Here is a 20697-nt window from a genome sequence, read left to right on the forward strand (position 1 = left end):
GACTTCGGCCTCGTGCTTCCACTCACCTACGAAACGGGCAGCAGCCCTGGTCAGGAAGCTACCCGGCGGTCGGCCCCCGCGTCACGCGCGGACGGTGGCGGGCCCGATGTCGTGATGGAGACGGAACACGTCGTGCGGGGCCCGGTGCGGCCCGGAGGGGCCGTCACCACTGTCGGTGCACGGTCGCCTTGCCTCCGGTCACCAGGCTTGCCGGCGGAACGTCATCGGCCACGACCGCGCCGGCGGCGACCACGGCATCGCGGCCGATGCTGACGCCGGGCAGGATCGTGGCACCGGCGCCGATCCACACGTTCTCCGCCACGTCGATGGGTCCGCCGCTCAGCCAGCCCCGTCGCTCCTCCGGGTCGACCGGGTGACCGACGGTGATGAACGTGACCTTCGGCCCGACCATCACGCGCTCGCCGAGCCGGATGCCGGCGTAGTCCAGGAACGTGCAGTTCTGGTTGATGAACACCCGCTCCGCGAGGTCCAGGCGAAGGCCGTGGTCCGTGTAGAAGGGCGGATAGACCGTGACTTTCCCGGGCAGCGGCTTGCCGAGGATCTGCTCGAACAGTTCCGCCTTGCCCGCTTCGTCCTCGAAGGGCAGGACGTTCAGACGGGAGGTGAGCTCGGTGGCCCGCAGGACCCTCTCGGCCATGGCCTGGAACTCTGCGCTGTGGATGCGCAGGAGACGGTCGTTGGACATGCCACGAACCTTTCTGGTGTACCGGTGGTTGGACTCTGGCGTACCGGTGGTTGGACGGGACCACTGGGCGCCGGTGGAGGCTGCTCTCAGCAGCCGGTCGCGTCACCCTGCCGGGGTGGGGACCTGCGGACATCTGCGCTGTCGTCGGCGCCGCGCCGTGGTGCCGTGGCCCAGGACGGGAGCCAGACCGGCCCGGGGAGGACCGGCAGGCTTTCGAGGTGGGTGATGATCCCGCGGAGTCCCGGGTGCGGATTCGTCCTGGGGAGGATGAGGGAGAGCGGGTAGGCGAGCGTCGGATTCACGACGGGGATGCGGCGCAGGTCGTGGCTCGCCGGCCAGATGTACCGGTCGCGTGCCCCGACGAGGGTGGCCACGTCCGCGGAGTCCGCGAGGGTGTCCAGGAGCACTTCGTCCCCGAAGTGCGGGCCTGCCGCGTCGATGCGCAGGTCGAAGTCGGTGGCGAGCTGATCGTAGAACTCCGACCATTCGCTTCGGGGCGCGATGCCCGGTACCCAGATCCGGTGTTTGCGCAGCTGGGGTGGTGTGAGACTGCGCGCGGAAGCGAGCGGATGTCCCGGGCCGACGAGGAGTTCCAGCGGAGAGGCGAACGCGTGGATCATCCGCACGTCGGGCGGCAGTGCGTCCGGGGTGGTGACGGTACGGAACGAGGCGTCGATATCGCCCGCTTCGACAGCGGCGACCGCCACGCGTGGGTCGTCGACCCGGAGGGTCACCACATCGAGGTCGGTCTCGGGATGCGACCGCCAGTAGTCGTGCAGCACCACGGCCTGCGCGCTTCGCAGCCCGAGAACGTCGATCCGAAGGGCCCGGGAGCCCGGCCTGACCGCGCCGATGGCGCGCTCCATACCCGCGACGATGCTCCGCGCGTGGGGGAGGAACGCCTGGCCGTCGAGCGTCAGCTCGACCCCTCGGGCGGTACGGGTGAACAGCCGGACCTCCAGCTCGCGCTCCAGGGCGGCGATCCGCTTGGAGACCGCCTGCTGCGTCACGCCCAGCTCATCGGCCGCATGCTGCAACTGTCCGATCTCGGCCGCCCGGACGAACGAGCGCAATGCCTCGGTGTTCACCGGTTCACCTTAGGCGTGCACAACCGGTCGTTGTGGCTCGCCGGGGGTCGGTTGTCCGATGGCGCTCCTGCGCGGTTGATGTGCGGGAACGCCGGATCCCCTGTCCTGCCGGCCACGCGGTGGACAGCACCGGTGGGAAAGGGCAGGGGATCCGGGATCCTGCGGCGTTCCGCGTCGCGTCAGCCGCGGGATCCTGCGCGTTCCGCGTCGCGTCAGCCCACGTACGCCCCGCTGGCCGTCAGCCGCAGTGCCGTGTCGATGAGCGGCACATGGCTGAACGCCTGTGGGAAGTTCCCCACCTGGCGCTGGAGTCGCGAGTCCCATTCCTCGGCCAGCAGGCCCAGGTCGTTGCGCAGGGACAGCAGCTTCTCGAAGAGCTGGCGGGCCTCGTCGACCCGGCCGATCATCGCGAGGTCGTCGGCCAGCCAGAACGAGCAGGCCAGGAACGCGCCCTCGTCGCCCTCCAGACCGTCCACGCCCGCGGCGTCCCCCGCCGTGGGGTAGCGCAGGACGAAGCCGTCCTCCGTGGACAGCTCACGCTGGATCGCCTCGATCGTGCCGATGACCCGCTTGTCGTCCGGCGGCAGGAAGCCCATCTGCGGAATCAGCAGCAAGGACGCGTCGAGCTCCTTCGACCCGTACGACTGGGTGAAGGTATTGCGTTCCTTGTCGTAGCCCTGTTCGCAGACGTCGCGGTGGATGTCGTCGCGCAGCTCGCGCCACCGCTCCAGCGGTCCTTCCACGTCCCCGGACTCGATCAGCTTGATCGTGCGGTCGACCGCGACCCAGGCCATCACCTTGGAGTGCACGAAGTGCCGGCGCGGCCCGCGTACCTCCCAGATGCCCTCGTCGGGCTCGAACCAGTGCTTCTCCAGGTACTCGATCAGCTTGAGCTGGAGGCCCATCGCGTAGTCGTTGCGGGTCAGCCCCGTCATATGCGCCAGGTGCAGCGCCTCGGTGACCTCGCCGTACACATCGAGCTGGAGCTGGTTCGCCGCGCCGTTGCCGACCCGGACAGGCCCGGAGTTCTCGTAGCCGGGCAGCCAGTCCAGCTCCGCCTCGCCCAGTTCCCGCTCACCCGCGATGCCGTACATGATCTGCAGGTTCTCCGGGTCGCCCGCCACCGCCCGCAGCAGCCACTCGCGCCAGGCGCGTGCCTCCTCGCGGTAGCCGGTGCGCAGCAGCGAGGAGAGAGTGATCGCGGCGTCGCGCAGCCAGGTGTAGCGGTAGTCCCAGTTCCGGACGCCGCCGATCTCCTCGGGGAGCGAGGTGGTCGGCGCCGCCACGATGCCACCGGTCGGGGCATAGGTGAGGGCCTTGAGCGTGATCAGCGAGCGGACCACCGCCTCCCGATAAGGCCCGTGGTACGTACACTGATCAACCCACTCGCGCCAGAACAGCTCGGTCGCCTCCAGGGAACCCTCCGGGTCCGGGAGCGCGGGCGGCTGATGGTGCGAGGGCTGCCAGCTGATCGTGAACGCGATCCGGTCACCGGGTGCCACGGTGAAGTCGGAGTACGTGGTCAGGTTCTTGCCGTACGTCTCCGCCTCGGTGTCCAGCCAGACGGAATCCGGTCCCGCCACGGCGACGGTGCGGGAGTCGACCTTGTGCACCCAGGGTGTCACCCGGCCATAACTGAACCGCATGCGCAGTTCCGAGCGCATCGGCACCCGGCCACTGACGCCCTCCACGATCCTGATGAGCTGCGGTGCGCCGTCACGCGGCGGCATGAAATCGGTCACGCGGACCGTGCCGCGCGGCGTGTCCCACTCCGATTCCAGGATGAGGGAGTCCCCGCGGTAGCGGCGCCGGTCCGCCGTCGGCGGCTCGGCTCCTTCCGCCCGCGCAGGACCCAGACGCCAGAAGCCGTGCTCCTCGGTGCCCAGCAGTCCTGCGAAGACGGCGTGCGAATCGAAGCGGGGCAGGCACAGCCAGTCAGCTGTGCCGTCCCGGCAGACCAGGGCGGCGGTCTGCATGTCTCCGATGAGTGCGTAATCCTCGATGCGCCCGGCCACGTGCGTCTCCAGTCGAACGGCCTTGTCGCCCCTCAGGGCTCTTACTGCGGGTTCAAGGGGGTCGTAGAACCGACGAGCTCCTGCACCGGTGAGCGGGCTGGGGTGGTGCCGCTGGCAGGCCGGCTCGGCAGCGAATGTTTGAGCAGGATACGACGCACCAGCAAGATCCGCGCGACGGTCTTCGCAATACGTCTGAGCCGAACGGGTGGGACGTGAAACCAGTGCGGTGAACTTGTGATGCCCGTGTGAGGGGTGTGGCCGGAAGCAGCCTCCCGCCGTCGCTGTTACCCTGGTAGCCCGTGGACCGGTGGTCGTTCGCGACAGCGGACGAGGCCCCCGAACCGCAGCGACGGCACCTCCGGATTCTCCGGTTCGGCAGCCGGTACGCACCTCATCATCGCGACCACGGGAGCCCCCTTTGGCTATGCAGCCCACATCCACGACGACCAAGCACATCTTCGTCACCGGGGGTGTCGCCTCCTCCCTCGGCAAGGGTCTGACTGCCTCCAGCCTGGGTGCCCTGCTCAAGGCGCGGGGCCTGCGGGTCACCATGCAGAAGCTCGACCCCTACCTCAACGTCGACCCCGGCACGATGAACCCCTTCCAGCACGGTGAGGTGTTCGTCACCAACGACGGCGCCGAGACCGACCTGGACATCGGCCACTACGAGCGCTTCCTCGACGTCGACCTCGACGGCTCGGCCAACGTCACCACCGGCCAGGTCTACTCCCAGGTCATCGCCAAGGAGCGGCGCGGCGAGTACCTCGGCGACACCGTCCAGGTCATCCCGCACATCACCAACGAGATCAAGCACCGCATCCGCCGCATGGCGACCGACGACGTCGATGTCGTCATCACCGAGGTCGGCGGCACGGTCGGTGACATCGAGTCGCTGCCGTTCCTGGAGACCGTCCGCCAGGTCCGCCACGAGGTCGGCCGCGACAACGTCTTCGTCGTGCACATCTCGCTGCTGCCCTACATCGGCCCGTCCGGCGAGCTGAAGACCAAGCCCACCCAGCACTCCGTGGCCGCCCTGCGCAACATCGGTATCCAGCCGGATGCCATCGTGCTGCGCGCCGACCGTGACGTGCCCACCGCCATCAAGCGCAAGATCTCGCTGATGTGCGACGTGGACGAGGCCGCCGTGGTGGCCTGTGTGGACGCCAAGTCGATCTACGACATCCCGAAGGTGCTGCACACCGAGGGCCTGGACGCCTACGTCGTGCGCAAGCTCGACCTGCCGTTCCGGGACGTCGAGTGGACCACCTGGGACGACCTGCTGGACCGGGTGCACAACCCCGACCACGAGGTCACCGTCGCGCTCGTCGGCAAGTACATCGACCTGCCGGACGCCTACCTCTCGGTCACCGAGGCCATCCGGGCCGGCGGCTTCGCCAACAAGGCCCGCGTCAAGGTCGAGTGGGTCGCCTCCGACGATTGCAAGACCCCGGCGGGTGCCGCGAAGCAGCTCGGCGGCGTCGACGCGATCTGCGTCCCCGGCGGCTTCGGCGACCGCGGTGTCAACGGCAAGATCGGCGCCATCCAGTACGCCCGTGAGAACAAGGTGCCCCTGCTCGGCCTCTGCCTGGGCCTGCAGTGCATCGTGATCGAGGCGGCGCGCAACCTCGCCGAGATCCCCGACGCCAACTCCACCGAGTTCGACGCCGCCACCGCGCACCCCGTCATCTCCACGATGGAGGAGCAGCTCGCGTACGTCGAGGGCGCGGGCGACCTGGGCGGCACCATGCGGCTCGGCCTCTACCCGGCCAAGCTCGCCGAGGGCTCGCTCGTGCGCGAGGCGTACGACGGCCAGCCGTACGTGGAGGAGCGTCACCGCCACCGCTACGAGGTCAACAACGCCTACCGCGCCGAGCTGGAGAAGAAGGCCGGACTGGTCTTCTCCGGCACCTCCCCGGACAACAAGCTCGTCGAGTACGTCGAGTACCCGCGCGAGGTCCACCCCTACCTGGTCGCCACGCAGGCGCACCCGGAGCTGCGGTCCCGCCCGACCCGCCCGCACCCGCTCTTCGCGGGTCTGGTGAAGGCGGCCGTGGAGCGTCAGCTCGCCGCTCGCACGACGGGCGAGTAACACCGAGGCATTACGGTTGGCCGGGGTACGGATCCTTCAGGGATGCGTACCCCGGTTTCTGTTTGTTCGTGGGAGGACGTACATGGGTTTCCAGGACACGCCCGAGGAGTGGCAGGTCACCGCGACGGTGACCCCCTTCACCGGTAAGAAGACCAGCGTCCGCACCGACGACGTGGTGATGCCGGACGGCACCGTCGCGCGCCGCGACTACCAGGTCCACCCCGGTTCCGTCGCCGTGCTCGCCATCGACGAGGAGGACCGCGTCCTCGTCCTGCGGCAGTACCGGCACCCGGTGCGCCACAAGCTCTGGGAGATTCCCGCCGGGCTGCTCGACATCCCCGGCGAGAACCCGCTGCACGCGGCCCAGCGCGAGCTGTACGAGGAGGCGCACGTCAAGGCCGAGGAGTGGCGGGTGCTGACGGACATCTACACCACGCCCGGCGGCTGCGACGAGGCCGTACGCGTCTTCCTCGCCCGGAACCTCTCCGAGGCCGAGGGCGAGCGGTACGCGGTCTCCGAGGAGGAGGCCGACATGGAGCAGGCCCGGGTGCCGCTGACGGAGCTGGTACGCGCAGTGCTCGCCGGGGATCTGCACAACTCCTGTCTGGTGGTGGGCGTACTCGCGCTCACCGCGGCGCTCGCGGGCGAGGGAGTGGACTCGCTGCGCCCGGCCGAGGCGCCCTGGCCCGCCCGGCCGTTCGAGGCCTGACGGCCATCGGGTCCACCGCTTTCCGGGGTCCCCGGTCGGACGATCATAAAAAACGCTGATCCGATCGGGGGACCTTCCCGCCCTGCTCCGCCATGATCGTCCGCACCCCTGAACTACGCTCGGAAGGTCCCGACCGGAGTTCCGGCGGGCACCGCGTGCAGCGAAGTGGAGCGTGGCTCGTGACGGATCAGGCGGTGGACACCAGCGGCCCGGCCCGGACTGCGGGGACCGAGGAGCCGTCCGGCGCCGCCCCACCCCAATTCTTCGGCCGGGAACGTGAGTTGAAGGCCCTGCGGGCCGACATCGAGCGGGCCGGGCTGGACACGCTGGCCGGCCGCAAGACCCCACGCGCCCGGGTCCTGCTGATCGCCGGACGCCCCGGCTCCGGCCGCAGCGCACTCGCCGCGGAGCTCGCACGACGGCTCGTGGGGACCGGCGACTACCCCGACGGTGTGCTCCGTGCCGGGCTCACCGACCCCGGCGGCGAACGCGTGCCCACCGAGCGCACCGCCCGCGACATCCTCGACCTGCTCGATGTGCCCGCCCCGCCCGGCGCCGATCAGGACGAACTCTCCGAGATGGTGCGCGAGGCCCTCGCCGTACGCCGGGTCCTGCTGCTGCTCGATGACGCGGTGGACGCCGAACAGGTGGACCCGCTGCTCCCCGACAGCCCGGACTGTCTGGTCGTCGCCACCGCGACGGGCCCGCTGACCGGCATCCCCGACGTGCGCCCCTGCACCATCGGCGGGCTCGACGTGGGCTCCGCCGTACGGCTGCTCGGCAGCCTGATCGGCCAGGTCCGCATCACCGTCGACCCGTTGACCGCGGAGACCCTCTCCGAGGAGTGCGGGGGGCAGCCCGCGGCCCTCGTCCTGATCGGTGGCTGGCTCGCCGCCCGCCCGGGGGCCTCGGTCGCCGATGTCGCCAAGCGGCTGCACACCCTGCCGGAGACCGGTGACCAACAGCCCGCGGGCGCCCGCCCGTTGTCCCGGGCCTTCCGGCTGATCCACGACTCCCTCCCGCAGGCCGCCGCCCGGATACTGCGCCTTCTCGCACTCGCGCCCGCCGGGCTCGCCGACGCCCACACCGCCTCCGCGCTGGCCGGCTGCTCGGTGCCCGCCGCCCAGTCGACCCTGGACGACTTCGTGAAGCTGGGGCTGCTGCGGACGAACGGTGCGGCGCAGCCCCAGTACGAGGTTCCCGGCTGCCTCGCGCCCTTGCTGCGGGCCCTGTTGGAGGACCGCGACCGACCGGCCGAGATCCAGCTGGCCAGGGCTCGGATGCTGGAGCGGACCGTGCGCAGGCTCCAGTCCTGCCGGGCGATCACCGAGCCGGAGGGCTCCGCCGCCCGCCGCAAGCTCGCCGGACTGCCCCGCTCGCTGCGCTTCCCCAACGCGGAGGAGGCCGCCGCATGGCTGCGGGTCCGCCAGCCCGCCCTGCTCGCCTCGGCCCGGATCGCCGTCGAGGACGGTGAACTGGACACCCTGGCACGGAGGTTGGTGGCCGCGCTGGTGCGGGCACTGGCGGCGCACCGGGGCACCGAGGCCGCCGCGCCCGAGCTGTACGGGCTGCACGGCCTGGTCCTGGATGTGGCCGAGCGCCGCGAGCTGCCCCGGGAGCGGGCCGCCGCGCTGCTCAACCTCGCCGATCTGGACGCCAGGACCGGCCGCACCGAGGAGGCGCTGGCCCGCTACCGGGCCGCGCTGGACGCGGGCCGCGAGGCGAAGGACCTGTACGCGACCGGCCGCGCGATGGAATCCGTAGGCGGCGCCTACGCCGAGCTCGGGGACTTCCACCGGGCCTCCGACTGGTACGGCCGGGCGCTCGCCCAGCGCCTGACCCAGGGCGAGCGGGCGGACGAGGCGCGGCTGTACGGGCGCCTCGGCGCCGTCCACACGTACGCCGGGCGCTACGGGGAGGCCCTGCGGAACTGGCGGGCGGCGGCGTCCGGCTATCGCAGGCTCGGTGACCTGCCCGCCCAGGCGCGGGCGCTCAGCGAGGCGGCGCGGGTGCAGGAGTACGCGGGGCGCCCGCAGGACTCGCTGCACACCTGCCGGGAGGCCGTCGAGCTGGCCCGGCGGGCCGAGGACGTGCGGCTTCAGGCGGCGCTCCAGCTCAGGCTGGCCGACACGCTGGACCGGCTCGGAGACCCGGCGGCGGCCGGGTTGCACCGGGGTGCGGCCGACAGATTGCTGGGTGAGGAGGGTTCTGCCTACGAAATCCGTAGTGCCGCGACTGAAAATTAATGCTTTGTAAGGCTAGACAGCGCGAAGTCCTTCATTAGACTGGCTCTGCCGCGTTCCTTCGTGGCGTCTCCATTTATGCTGCGTATATCCGGGTATGTCCACTTCTGCCCTGGTAACCCTCCGAGCCAAGGACCGTGATCGACGTGAAGGTCGGCATCCCCCGCGAAGTCAAGAACAACGAGTTCCGGGTGGCGATCACCCCTGCCGGAGTGCATGAGCTCGTCCGCCACGGCCACCAGGTCCTCGTCGAGCGGAACGCCGGTGCGGGTTCCTCCATCACGGACGAGGAGTACGTCGCCGCGGGGGCGCGGATCCTGCCCACCGCCGACGAGGTGTGGGCCGCCGCCGATCTGCTGCTGAAGGTCAAGGAGCCGGTCGCCGAGGAGTACCACCGCCTGCGCAAGGGGCAGACGCTCTTCACGTACCTCCACCTCGCCGCCTCCCGCGAGTGCACGGACGCGCTGCTGGAGTCCGGCACCACCGCCATCGCGTACGAGACGGTCGAGACCGCCAACCGCGCGCTCCCGCTGCTCGCCCCGATGTCCGAGGTCGCGGGCCGGCTGGCCCCGCAGGTCGGCGCGTACCACCTGATGCGCTCGGTCGGCGGCCGCGGTGTGCTGCCGGGCGGTGTCCCCGGCACGGCGGCCGGCAAGGCCGTGGTCATCGGCGGTGGCGTCTCCGGCTGGAACGCCACGCAGATCGCCGTCGGTCTCGGCTTCCACGTGACGCTGCTCGACAAGGACATCAACAAGCTGCGCGAGGCCGACAAGATCTTCGGCACCAAGGTGCAGACGGTCGTCTCCAACGCCTTCGAGCTGGAGAAGGCGGTCGTCGAGGCGGACCTCGTCGTCGGTGCCGTGCTGATCCCCGGCGCGAAGGCCCCGAAGCTGGTCACCAACGAGCTCGTCGCCAAGATGAAGCCCGGAAGTGTACTTGTCGACATTGCAATTGATCAGGGCGGTTGCTTCGAGGACTCGCATCCGACGACGCACGCCGAGCCGATCTTCATGGTCCACAACTCGGTCTTCTACTGCGTCGCGAACATGCCGGGCGCCGTGCCGAACACCTCGACGTACGCCCTCACCAACGCCACGCTGCCGTACATCGTGGAGCTCGCGAACCGTGGCTGGGCCGACGCGCTGCGCCGCGACGCCGCACTCGCCAAGGGGCTCAACACCCATGACGGGCAGGTCGTTTACCGTGAGGTGGCCGAGGCGCACGGGCTCGCGCACGTCGAGCTGAGCACCCTTCTCGGCTGACGGGTCAACGCCTTCCGTCAACCTCGTACGTCCGGCCGGACCTTGCCGAGCAAGGTCCGGCCGGACGTGTATCGGGTCCGGTGGGGGCCTTGCGCAACTCGTCTCGAAGGTAACTCTTTACCCGTTTCGTGCAGCGGCGAAATGTGCGCCTTGCTCGCTGTGCACCCTTGACAGGGCGGTGTTCGATTGCCGACACATCGGGCCGGGTCCGGCGGATTGTGTTGCTGCGGACCGGTGACACGCCATAGAGTCGCCAATCGTCGGCATGGTGCCACGCTGACCTATCGATAAGTTTCCTGGTCACGTCCAAGGAGGTAAGACGACTTGTGAATGAGTCGACATTTACTCCCGGGGGTGGTCAACCAGGGATGCCTGCACGGGGTCAGGGCCCGATCGGGCTCCAAGCTGTCGGCTCCGTAGCTGTCCGCACCTTCACCACCCAACAGCACATGACGACAGCCCCCCAGATGATGGACGGCCTACACGTGAACGCCATGGCCGGCAACGAGAGTGGCCGGGACACCGCCCACTTCGCCGACTTCGCCGAGGTGCCCGAGGGGCACTTCTACGACCCCGACGCCGAGTACGAGCCCGACCCGGAGTACGCGGCCACCCTCGCGCCCGACGCCGCGCGCCAGCGCCGCGAGCGGATCGGCCCGACCGGGCGGCCCCTGCCGTACTTCCCGATTCCGGGCCCGTTGACCGATCACGGCCCCGCGAAGATCATCGCGATGTGCAACCAGAAGGGCGGCGTCGGCAAGACCACGTCGACCATCAACCTGGGTGCGGCACTCGCGGAGTACGGACGACGCGTCCTGCTCGTCGACTTCGACCCGCAGGGTGCCCTGTCGGTCGGCCTCGGGGTCAACCCGATGGAGCTCGACCTCACGGTCTACAACCTGCTCATGGAGCGGGGCATGTCGGCCGACGAGGTCCTGCTGAAGACCGCCGTACCCAACATGGACCTGCTGCCCAGCAACATCGACCTCTCGGCCGCCGAGGTGCAGCTGGTCAGCGAGGTGGCCCGGGAGTCGACCCTCCAGCGCGCCCTGAAGCCGCTGATGGCCGACTACGACTACATCGTGATCGACTGTCAGCCCTCGCTCGGCCTGCTGACCGTGAACGCCCTGACGGCGGCCCACAGGGTCATAGTGCCGCTCGAATGCGAGTTCTTCGCGCTGCGCGGAGTGGCGCTGCTCACCGAGACCATCGAGAAGGTCCAGGAGCGGCTCAACCCGGAACTGGAGCTCGACGGCATCCTCGCCACCATGTACGACTCCCGTACGGTGCACAGCCGCGAGGTCCTCGCGCGGGTCGTCGAGGCGTTCGACGACCACGTCTACCACACGGTCATCGGGCGCACGGTGCGCTTCCCGGAGACCACGGTCGCCGGTGAACCCATCACCACGTACGCCTCCAACTCGGTCGGTGCCGCCGCCTATCGACAGCTCGCCAGGGAGGTGCTCGCCCGGTGTCACGCCGAGTGAGTCTGCCGGGGGCCGACGAACTGTTCCGCACCACCGGTGGGATGGGGCTCCAGGCGTCGTCCCCCGCGGAGCGGCGACGCAAGGCGAACGCCGAGGGGCGGGTGCCCGCACCGGCGGGGGAGGGCGATCCCGCGACGGGCGCGTCCGCTCCGGACGGTTCCGGCGGCGGTTCGGCCGACCGGTCCGCGGCCCGTGCCCGGGAGGAACACTCGGCGGCCGGTGCCGACGGAGGCGAATCGCGCAGCCGCGACGCCGAGGGCGACCGGTCCGCGGCGGGCGGCAGGGCCGTCCCCGGGTCCCGTTCCGCCCCACCGGCCCCTTCCGCCTCGCAGGAGCAGGGCCCCGCCGTCCAGCAGCAGCGCAGGCGCGGCGGCGGTCGTGGTGCCAATCGACGGCCCAGCGGCCGGGAGCGCCACGACGAGAAGATCACCGTCTATGTGTCGGCCGAGGAACTGATGGACCTCGAACACGCCCGTCTCGTCCTGCGCGGCGAGCACGGGCTCGCGGTCGACCGCGGGCGGATAGTGCGTGAGGCGGTCGCGGTGGTGCTGGCCGATCTGGAGTCCCGCGGCGACGCGAGCATCCTCGTACGGCGGCTGCGCGGCCGCTGAGCGGTGCGGCGCCGGTAGCCTGCCCGTCAGGGCCCGCGCCGACCGCCGGGCCCGGTCTCCACGCCGTGCGAGGACGGGGTCCCTCCGGGCCTCCCGTCCTCGCCCGTGCCGGGGCCGCCACCGCCCGCCCGTTCTCCCCGCACCCCTGGACCGCGATGCCCGTGACCGACGACTCCGCCAGCCCGCGCCGCCGCGCTCTCGGCCGCGGGCCCGGCGTCGCCGCGTCCTGGGGCCCGGCGCCCGAAGCCGAAGCCGAAGCCGAAGCTGTTTCCGCTCCTGAGGCCGCTCCCGTGCCGGAGCCCGTGCCGGAGCCCGTGTCCGAGGCTGTTCCCGAGGCCGCTCCCGTGTCCGAGGCGGTCTCCCGGCCCGTGGTGGAGCCGGTGCCGGGGGACGGGCCCGCTGCCGACGACAAACGCTTCACCGTGCGGCTCGTGAACTTCGAGGGGCCCTTCGACCTTCTCCTCCAGCTGATCTCGAAGCACAAGCTCGATGTGACCGAGGTCGCCCTGTCCAAGGTCACCGACGAGTTCATGGCATACATCCGTGCCATGGGAGCCGACTGGGATCTCGACCAGACCACCGAGTTCCTCGTCGTCGCCGCCACCCTGCTGGACCTGAAGGCCGCCCGGCTGCTGCCCACCGCCGAGGTGGAGGACGAGGCGGACCTGGCGCTCCTGGAGGCCCGGGACCTGCTCTTCGCGCGGCTGCTCCAGTACCGCGCGTACAAGCGGATCGCCGAGATCTTCAACGGCCGGCTGGAGTCCGAGGCCCGCCGCTACCCCCGTACCGTCGGTCTCGAACCGCACCATGCCGCGCTGCTGCCCAAGGTCGTCATCAGCATCGGCGCCGAGGGATTCGCGCGGCTCGCGGTGAAGGCCATGCAGCCGAAGCCGAAGCCCCAGGTGTACGTCGACCACATCCACGCGCCGCTGGTCAGTGTGCGCGAGCAGGCGGAGATCGTGGTGGCGCGGCTGCGCGGGGCGGGCGAGGTCAGTTTCCGGGTGCTCACCGAGGACGCTCCGGACACCCTCACGGTCGTCGCCCGGTTCCTCGCCCTTCTGGAGCTGTACCGGGAGAAGGCCGTCACGCTCGACCAGGAGGAGGCGCTCGGCGACCTCCTCGTGCGCTGGTGCGGCGGGGAGGGCGCGGAGCCCGCGGTGACGGACGAGTTCGACCAGGAGATCCACGCGGCGGCCGAGGAGGACACGGAGACATGAGCGCGCACCGCAGGGACGGCGACGAGGACCGGGACATGGGCGCGGTCGCCGCCCTCGATCTGAAGCCCGCCCTGGAGGCGGTCCTGATGGTCGTCGACGAGCCCGCCACCGAGGAACACCTCGCCAAGGTCCTCCAGCGGCCGCGCGGGGCCGTGGCGGACGCGCTGCGGGAGCTGGCCGACGAGTACACCGTGCAGCGGCGCGGCTTCGATCTGCGGCTCGTCGCGGGCGGCTGGCGGTTCTACACCCGGCCCGAGTACGCGGAGGCGGTCGAGGGCTTCGTCCTGGACGGCCAGCACGCCCGTCTCACCCAGGCGGCTCTGGAGACGCTCGCGGTGGTCGCGTACCGCGCGCCGGTGAGCCGTTCACGCGTCTCGGCGGTGCGCGGAGTGAACTGCGACGGCGTGATGCGGACCCTCCTGCAGAGGGGTCTGGTCGAGGAGGCGGGCGCGGAACCCGAAACAGGTGCGATCCTGTACAGGACGACGAACTACTTTCTGGAGCGTATGGGCCTGCGAGGCCTGGACGAGCTCCCGGAGCTCGCGCCCTTCCTCCCGGAGGCGGACGCGATCGAGGCTGAGACGCTAGAGGGTGTGCCGTCGTTCGATCCGGACGCACCGGACACCCCGGATACTCACGCACACGACAAGACGGATTTTTGATGCGAAGCAGTGGCAGGAACAGCGGAAGCGGCGGCGGCAGCGGCAGCGGCGGCGGCGGCAGCAGGAGCGGCGGAAGCAGCGGCGGCAGGAGCAGCAGCGGCGGCGGCAGGAGCGGCGGCAGCGGCGGCGGCAACCGGAACCCCCGGAGCGGCAGCGGCGGATCCGGCGGGGGCTTCCGGCCGAAGGGCCAGGGCAGCGGCCAGGGCGGTCAGAGCGGTCAGGGCGGCGGCCAGGGCGGGCGCGACGACAAGCAGGAGCAGCGTCCCCGCCGTCCCCGTCCCGAGGAGCGCCGCTACGACGTGGGCGCCGACAAGCCGGGCGGCGACGGTGGCCTCCGCAAGGGGCGCGGCGCCGCGGCCCGCGGTGGCGCCAAGGGCGGCCCGAAGGCCTCGCAGGGCGTCGGCAGGATCACCCGGCGCGCTCCGTACGGCGCCCCGGCCCGTCCGCGTGAGCTCGACGCCAAGATCGAGCAGCGCAACCGGGACAGGTACGCGAACAAGCCCGACCTCAAGCTGCCCAAGACCCACCCGGGCGCCGAGGAGGAGGGCGAGCGCCTGCAGAAGGTGCTCGCCAGGGCCGGAATGGGCTCGCGGCGCGCCTGCGAGGAGCTGATCGACCAGTCCCGCGTCGAGGTCAACGGCGAGATCGTCGTCGAGCAGGGCATGCGCGTCGACGTGCACAAGGACGAGATCAAGGTCGACGGTCTGACCGTCGCCACCCAGTCGTACCTCTTCTTCGCGCTGAACAAGCCCGCCGGTGTCGTCTCCTCCATGGAGGACCCGGACGGCCGCCAGTGCCTCGGCGACTACGTCACCAACCGGGAGACGCGGCTCTTCCACGTCGGCCGGCTGGACACCGAGACCGAGGGCATCATCATGCTCACCAACCACGGTGAGCTGGCCCACCGCCTCACCCACCCCAAGTACGGCGTGAAGAAGACCTACCTGGCCGCCATCCAGGGCCCGCTCCCGCGCGACCTGGGCAAGCGGCTCAAGGACGGCATCCAGCTGGAGGACGGGTACGCCCGCGCCGACCACTTCCGCGTCGTGGAGAACACCGGCAAGAACTACCTGGTCGAGGTGACCCTCCACGAGGGCCGCAAGCACATCGTCCGGCGGATGCTGGACGAGGCCGGCTTCCCGGTCGAGCGGCTGGTGCGCACGTCCTTCGGGCCGATCCCGCTGGGCGACCAGAAGTCCGGCTGGCTGCGCCGCCTCACCAACACCGAGGTCGGCATGCTGATGCGCGAGGTCGGTCTGTAGCCACCCCGTACACCCCGTACGGCTCCGAGGCCCGCGGCCGGTTCCTGTTCCCGATAGGTGAACAGAAACCGGCCGCGGGCCTTTCGCCGTCGCCATTCCTTCTTTATAGTCAGAGTGACTATTAAGGAGGCGGGCGTGAGTCTCGCGGATTTCCTCGATCCCCTGCAGCAACCCCTGGTGACGGTCCTGGACACCCCGGTCAGCTGGACCGAGGTGCTCGGCTTCGGCAGCGGAGCGCTGTGTGTCTGGCTCGTGGCCCGCCAGCACCTCGCCAACTGGCCCATCGGCATCGCGAACAACCTCTTCTTCATCCTGCTGTTCGCCCAGTCCGGTCTGTACGCCGACGCCGGCCTCCAGATCGTCTTCATCACCCTCGCCGTGTACGGCTGGTGGACCTGGACCCACGGGGGTGGACCAGGGGCATCCGTCCTGCCGGTGCGCGGCACCTCGCGCACCGAATGGACCTGGCTGCTCACGGCGGGGGCGGTGGGGACCCTCGCGCTCACGGTCCTGCTGTCGCGGGCCACCGACTCGACCGTGCCGTTCTGGGACGCGCTGACCACCTCGCTGTCGCTGACGGCGACGTACGGGCAGTGCCGCAAGCGGGTCGAGTCCTGGTGGCTGTGGATCGCCGCCGATGTGGTCTACATCCCGCTGTACGCGTACAAGGAGCTCTATCTGACCTCCCTGCTCTACATCGGCTTCCTGGCGCTCTGCCTCATGGGGCTGCGCAGCTGGAACCGCGATCTCGCCACGGGCCGGAACCGTACGGCGGAGGTGGCCGCGGTATGAAGCGCTTCGGCCACGGCCTGGTCCTCGGCAAGTTCTATCCGCCGCACGCGGGACACCACCACCTGGTCCGCACCGCCCGGGACCGCTGCGAACGGCTGACCGTCCTGGTCTGTGCCGCCTCCGTGGAGTCCGTCCCGCTCGCCGACCGGGTCGCCTGGATGCGCGAGGTGCACCCGGACGTGCGGGTGGTGGGCGCCGTCGACGACACCCGCATGGATCTGACGGACCCGGCGGTCTGGGACGCGCACATGGCGGTCTTCACCGCGGCGGTACCGGAGCCGGTGGACGCCGTCTTCACCTCCGAGTCCTACGGGGCCGAACTGGCCCGCCGCTTCGGCGCCGCGTCCGTCCTCGTCGACCCCGACCGCACCCTCTTCCCGGTGTCCGGCACAGCCGTGCGCAAGGACCCGGTCGGCTGCTGGGACTTCCTCGAACCGCCCGTCCGGGCCGCGCTCACCCGCCGGATCGTCGTCCTCGGCGCCGAGTCGACCGGCACCACCACCCTGGCGCGGGCCCTCACGGAGCACTACCGGGCACGCGGCGGCGGCTGGGCGCAGACCCGGTACGTCGCCGAGTACGGGCGCGAGTTCAGCGAACAGAAGCTGGCCGCACTGCGCGGCCGGTGGCCGGACGCCCAGTGGGAGGACGTCGTCTTCACCACGGACGACTTCCCCGTCATCGCCGAGGCGCAGAACGCCAGGGAGGAGGAGGCCGCGCGCACCGGCTCCCCGGTGCTGTTCTGCGACACCGACTCCTTCGCCACCACCGTCTGGCACGAGCGGTACGTCGGTGGGCGCAACCCCCTCGTCGAGGACATCGCCGACCGGGCCCGGCACCACCTGTGGCTGCTCACCGACCACGAGGGTGTCGCCTTCGAGGACGACGGACTCCGCGACGGCGAGGAGCTGCGGCCCTGGATGACGGACCGCTTCCGCGCCGAACTCACCCGTACGGGAAGGGAGTTCATCGAGGTCACGGGAGTGCACGAGGCGCGCCTGGAAGCTGCCGTCGCCGCCGTGGACGCGGTGCTCGCCACCGGCTGGAACTTCGCCGCACCCCTCCCGGAGCGCCGATGACCACCAGCGGCACCGCCCCCCTTCCGGGGCACCGATGAGCACCGGCGCCTCCGAGGGGTACGACCCCTACGCCTTCGCCCCCTTCGCGGTCACCGTGGATCTCGCGGTCTTCACGGTCCGCGCCGGCCGGCTGCACGTCCTGCTCGTCGAGCGGGGCGAGGAACCGTACAAGGGCCACTGGGCCCTGCCCGGGGGCTTCCTCCTGCCCCGTGAGTCGGCCGACCTGGCCGCGCGCCGCGAGCTGGCCGAGGAGACCGGCCTCGGCCAGGACACCGTCCGCGGCCTGCACCTTGAACAGCTGCGCACCTACTCCGAACCGGACCGGGATCCCAGGATGCGGGTCGTCTCCGTCGCGTACGCGGCGCTCCTGCCCGATCTGCCCGAGCCGCGCGGGGGCGGGGACGCGGTCCGCGCGAAGTGGTGGGACGCGGGCACCGTGGGCGTCCTCGCCTTCGACCACGAGCGGATTCTCGCCGACGCCTACGACCGGATCGGCGCCAAGCTGGAGTACACCTGTCTGGCCACGGCCTTCTGCCCCGCCGAGTTCACCCTCGGCGAGCTCCAGCAGGTGTACGAAACCGTGTGGGGCGTCGAGCTGGACCGCCCCAACTTCCGGCGCAAGGTCCTCAACGTGCCCGGCTTCGTCCAGGCCGTCGAGGGACCGCCGCGCCGCACCGGCGGACGGGGGAAACCGGCCGCCCTGTACCGGGCGGGTGCCGCCACCGCCCTGCACCCTCCACTCCTGCGCCCGGAAGGACGAACGGAATGAACATGACCAGGACCCTCACCAAACAGGCGGCCACGGGTGCGCTGACCGGGCTCGCGCTCGGCGACGCACTGGGCTTCCCCACCGAGTTCAACGATGTGCCCGCCATCCTCGCCAAGTGCGGTCCGTGGCGGCAGATGGCGCTGCCCAGGCCCGCGATCGTCACCGACGACACCCAGATGACGCTCGCGCTGGGGCGTGGCATACGCACCGCCATGGACCGCGGACCGCTCACCCCGCTGCGGCTGATCCGCCCGGTCCGCGAGGAGTTCGTGGACTGGTTCCACTCGCCGGACAACAACCGGGCCCCCGGACACACCTGCATGAAGGCGTGCCGGCTGCTCGACGGCGACCGGATCTGGCAGGAGGCCAGCCAGACCGGCTCCAAGGGCTGCGGCGCCAACATGCGGGTCGCGCCCGTCGGACTCGTACCCGGCCTCAGCGAGGAACAGCGTGCCGGAGCGGCCCAGCTCCAGGCGGCCCTCACCCACGGCCACCCGACGGCACTGGCCGCCTCCGACCTGCTGGCCCGCGCGGTGTTCCTGCTGGCCCAGGGGGCGGAGCCGATGGGACTCGTGGGGCAGCTGCGTTCGTACGCGTACGAGAACAGCGGCCGCTACCTGGAACGGTGGCTGGGAGACCTCTGGCGGTACGCGGGCGACTCCTCGCCCGAGGCGTACATCAAGCGCGGCTGGGACGAATGCCAGACCGCTCTGGGCACGGTCCAGGACGCCCTGCGCGCCCCGTCGCCCGAGACCGACCCCTGCCGGACCACCGGCGACGGCTGGGTCGCGGAAGAGGCCCTCGCCACGGCCCTGCACTGTTTCCTCCTCTTCCCCGAGGAGCCCGTCACCGCCCTTCGCCGGGCCGCCTGCACCCGGGGCGACTCCGACTCGCTGGCCTGTCTGACGGGTGCGCTGGCCGGGGCCCATCTGGGCGCGGGCGCCTGGCCCAAGGAGTGGGCGGAACGCATCGAGTACCGCAGCGATCTGCTGTCGCTGGCCGCGCTCTGGGATGCTTGATCCATGAGCACCGCGACCTCCTCCCTCCAGCGCGCCGGACTGCCGGTCACCGACCTCGGTCCGGTCCTCGCCGAGGAGCCGGCACCGCTGCTCTTCGCCACGGTCTCCGGGGCCCATCTGTACGGCTTCCCGTCCCGGGACTCGGATGTGGACCTTCGGGGGGTCCATATCCTGCCCCCGCACGACCTGTTGGGGCTGCGCGAACCGGCCGAGACCCGCTCACGGATGTGGGACCGAGACGGGGTCGAGATGGACCTCGTCACGCACGACCTGCGCAAGTTCGTCCGTCTCATGCTGCGGCCCAACGGCTACGTACTGGAACAGCTGCTGTCCCCGCTGGTCGTGCACACGACCGCACTCCACGCGGAACTGTGCGCCCTGGCCCCGGGCGTGCTGACCCGCAACCACGCACACCACTACCGGGGTTTCGCCGGAACCCAGTGGCGGCTCTTCGAGAAGACCGGTGAGCTGAAGCCGCTGCTCTACACCTTCCGGGCGCTGCTCACCGGCATCCATCTGATGCGCAGCGGCCGGATACTGGCCCATCTGCCGACGCTGCTCGGCACGGTGGCCGCCCCGGCGTATCTGCCCGACCTGATCGCGGCGAAGGCGGAGGCCGAGCACGGCATGGCACGCGAGCTGGACGGGGCGGCGGTGGCGCGGGACATCGAAGGGCTGCACCGGGTCCTGGACGAGGCGCAGACCCGGTCGCTGCTGGCGGACGCGGTGACGGAGTTCGACGCGCTGAACGAACTCGTCGTGCGCGCCCGGCTGGGGGAGTAGCAGGCCGGGAGTACGTCCCGCCGGTCGTACGGACGTCCCGGCCGTTCGTACGGACGTTGCGGCCGTTCGTACGGACAGGGCCGTTGCGCGGTCCCGTCCGTGTGGCGGCCGGTCGGTCACGCCACGACTGGCGGGTCGGTCACATCGTCCGGTCCCTCACGAGGTCCTGTGCGCGGTCCGTCACGCGGTCCCCTACGTGGTCCGTCACGCGGTCCCGTGCGCCGACGCCCGCCGGGTCCGGACGAGGAAGTCCTCCACCCGGGCCCGGTCCGGTCCGGCCGGCAGCGGGGAGCGGACGGCCGCCTCGTCGTTCTCCTCGGCCAGCCGGTTCATCCGGCGTTCCACCTCGGCCCACGGGACCTCACCGCGCTTCACCGCCAGCAACTCCTCGCGCGCGTCACCGACCTCGATCGTCAGCTCGCCCGTACGCAGCAGATCCCGGCCGCTCGCCAGCAGCCGCAGCAGATGCATCGCGTGCTTCCAGCGCGGTGCGCCGTGCTGCCTGACGTCCGCGTCCAGCTTCCCGCGCTGGCCCCGCGCGTACCGTACGAACGTCCCGTGGGCGAGCCGGGACAGGAACGCCCCGCGCAGCGCGAGGAGTTCACGGCCCGTGTCGTCGACCCGCTCCACCAGCGGGGAGTGCAGACACTCCAGCACATTCGGGTTGGCCCGCAGCGCCAGCTCGCAGAGCCGTTCCAGTTCCCAGGAGAACTGCTCGTCGGCCGGACCCTCGATGTGCGTCGGCGGCTTCTCGAAGCGCCAGAACAACGGGGTGGGGGCGACGAAGACCCCCCGCAGGTCCGTGTCGCTGCCGTCCGTGGCAAGCCCGAACGCCCGCGAACCCATCACGCACGAGTAGATCGTGTGGTCGCGTACGAGGGTCTCGGCTTCGGCGGTGATCATCTGC

General features: G+C 70.9%; 18 protein-coding genes. 14 read left to right on the forward strand and 4 right to left on the reverse strand.

The features are described 5' to 3' along the window. Positions 1-163 precede the first annotated feature (163 nt). The 3 genes from A6A29_RS40975 to A6A29_RS40985 form a co-directional block, all read right to left on the reverse strand. The gene (locus A6A29_RS40975) at positions 164-706 is read right to left on the reverse strand and encodes a DapH/DapD/GlmU-related protein (protein ID WP_073728941.1); all 543 of its coding nucleotides are present in this window, start codon (positions 704-706) and stop codon (positions 164-166) included. Positions 707-792: 86 nt separating this feature from the next. Next, a complete protein-coding gene (locus tag A6A29_RS40980; protein WP_073728943.1) occupies positions 793-1794 on the reverse strand; it encodes a LysR family transcriptional regulator in 1002 nt (333 codons plus the stop codon). A 212-nt stretch (positions 1795-2006) separates the two neighbouring features. Further along, entirely contained in the window at positions 2007-3809 is a 1803-nt protein-coding gene (locus tag A6A29_RS40985; protein WP_073728945.1) for a glycoside hydrolase family 15 protein, read from the reverse strand. Between the two features lie 424 nt (positions 3810-4233). Here A6A29_RS40985 and A6A29_RS40990 point away from each other — a divergent pair, with 424 nt between their 5' ends. The 14 genes from A6A29_RS40990 to A6A29_RS41055 all read left to right on the forward strand — a co-directional run bounded on the left by A6A29_RS40990 (position 4234) and on the right by A6A29_RS41055 (position 19790). Then, positions 4234-5898, forward strand: coding sequence for a CTP synthase (locus A6A29_RS40990; RefSeq protein ID WP_073728947.1), 1665 nt, complete (start codon positions 4234-4236; stop codon positions 5896-5898). 82 nt (positions 5899-5980) lie between these two features. Next, positions 5981-6607: an NUDIX domain-containing protein gene (locus A6A29_RS40995; protein WP_073728949.1), complete on the forward strand. Its 627-nt coding sequence runs from the start codon at positions 5981-5983 to the stop codon at positions 6605-6607. A 179-nt stretch (positions 6608-6786) separates the two neighbouring features. After that, a complete protein-coding gene (locus A6A29_RS41000) occupies positions 6787-8853 on the forward strand; it encodes a tetratricopeptide repeat protein (RefSeq protein ID WP_073728951.1) in 2067 nt (688 codons plus the stop codon). A 143-nt stretch (positions 8854-8996) separates the two neighbouring features. Continuing rightward, entirely contained in the window at positions 8997-10112 is a 1116-nt protein-coding gene (gene ald, locus A6A29_RS41005; RefSeq protein WP_073729557.1) for an alanine dehydrogenase, read from the forward strand. 368 nt (positions 10113-10480) lie between these two features. Beyond that, positions 10481-11599: a ParA family protein gene (locus A6A29_RS41010; protein ID WP_073728953.1), complete on the forward strand. Its 1119-nt coding sequence runs from the start codon at positions 10481-10483 to the stop codon at positions 11597-11599. Further along, on the forward strand, positions 11596-12210 hold the full coding sequence (locus A6A29_RS41015) for a hypothetical protein (RefSeq protein WP_073728955.1): 615 nt from the start codon (positions 11596-11598) through the stop codon (positions 12208-12210). Before A6A29_RS41010 ends, A6A29_RS41015 begins: the two co-directional genes overlap by 4 nt. A 155-nt stretch (positions 12211-12365) precedes the next feature. Next, positions 12366-13427: a segregation and condensation protein A gene (locus A6A29_RS41020; RefSeq protein ID WP_073728957.1), complete on the forward strand. Its 1062-nt coding sequence runs from the start codon at positions 12366-12368 to the stop codon at positions 13425-13427. Continuing rightward, positions 13424-14089, forward strand: a complete 666-nt coding sequence (gene scpB, locus A6A29_RS41025) for an SMC-Scp complex subunit ScpB (protein WP_073728959.1) — start codon at positions 13424-13426, stop codon at positions 14087-14089. The genes A6A29_RS41020 and scpB overlap by 4 nt, the downstream gene beginning before the upstream one ends. Then, the gene (locus tag A6A29_RS41030) at positions 14089-15351 is read left to right on the forward strand and encodes a pseudouridine synthase (protein ID WP_073728961.1); all 1263 of its coding nucleotides are present in this window, start codon (positions 14089-14091) and stop codon (positions 15349-15351) included. Before scpB ends, A6A29_RS41030 begins: the two co-directional genes overlap by 1 nt. Before the next feature lie 135 nt (positions 15352-15486). Then, a complete protein-coding gene (pnuC, locus tag A6A29_RS41035) occupies positions 15487-16143 on the forward strand; it encodes a nicotinamide riboside transporter PnuC (RefSeq protein ID WP_073728963.1) in 657 nt (218 codons plus the stop codon). Beyond that, a complete protein-coding gene (locus A6A29_RS41040) occupies positions 16140-17219 on the forward strand; it encodes an AAA family ATPase (protein WP_073728965.1) in 1080 nt (359 codons plus the stop codon). Before pnuC ends, A6A29_RS41040 begins: the two co-directional genes overlap by 4 nt. A 34-nt stretch (positions 17220-17253) precedes the next feature. Then, positions 17254-17988, forward strand: a complete 735-nt coding sequence (locus tag A6A29_RS41045) for an NUDIX hydrolase (RefSeq protein ID WP_073728967.1) — start codon at positions 17254-17256, stop codon at positions 17986-17988. 2 nt (positions 17989-17990) lie between these two features. Then, the gene (locus A6A29_RS41050; RefSeq protein WP_073728969.1) at positions 17991-19007 is read left to right on the forward strand and encodes an ADP-ribosylglycohydrolase family protein; all 1017 of its coding nucleotides are present in this window, start codon (positions 17991-17993) and stop codon (positions 19005-19007) included. A gap of 3 nt (positions 19008-19010) precedes the next feature. Continuing rightward, on the forward strand, positions 19011-19790 hold the full coding sequence (locus tag A6A29_RS41055; protein WP_073728971.1) for a nucleotidyltransferase domain-containing protein: 780 nt from the start codon (positions 19011-19013) through the stop codon (positions 19788-19790). Positions 19791-19994: 204 nt separating this feature from the next. Here A6A29_RS41055 and A6A29_RS41060 read toward each other — a convergent pair whose 3' ends face one another. After that, positions 19995-20693 carry a nucleotidyltransferase domain-containing protein gene (locus A6A29_RS41060; protein ID WP_073728973.1) on the reverse strand — a complete coding sequence of 233 codons (699 nt, stop codon included), beginning with the start codon at positions 20691-20693 and terminating at the stop codon, positions 19995-19997. Positions 20694-20697 lie beyond the last annotated feature (4 nt).

Origin of the sequence: Streptomyces sp. TSRI0281 (genome assembly GCF_001905125.1) — a bacterium.
In the GTDB taxonomy this organism is placed as follows: Bacteria; Actinomycetota; Actinomycetes; order Streptomycetales; family Streptomycetaceae; genus Streptomyces.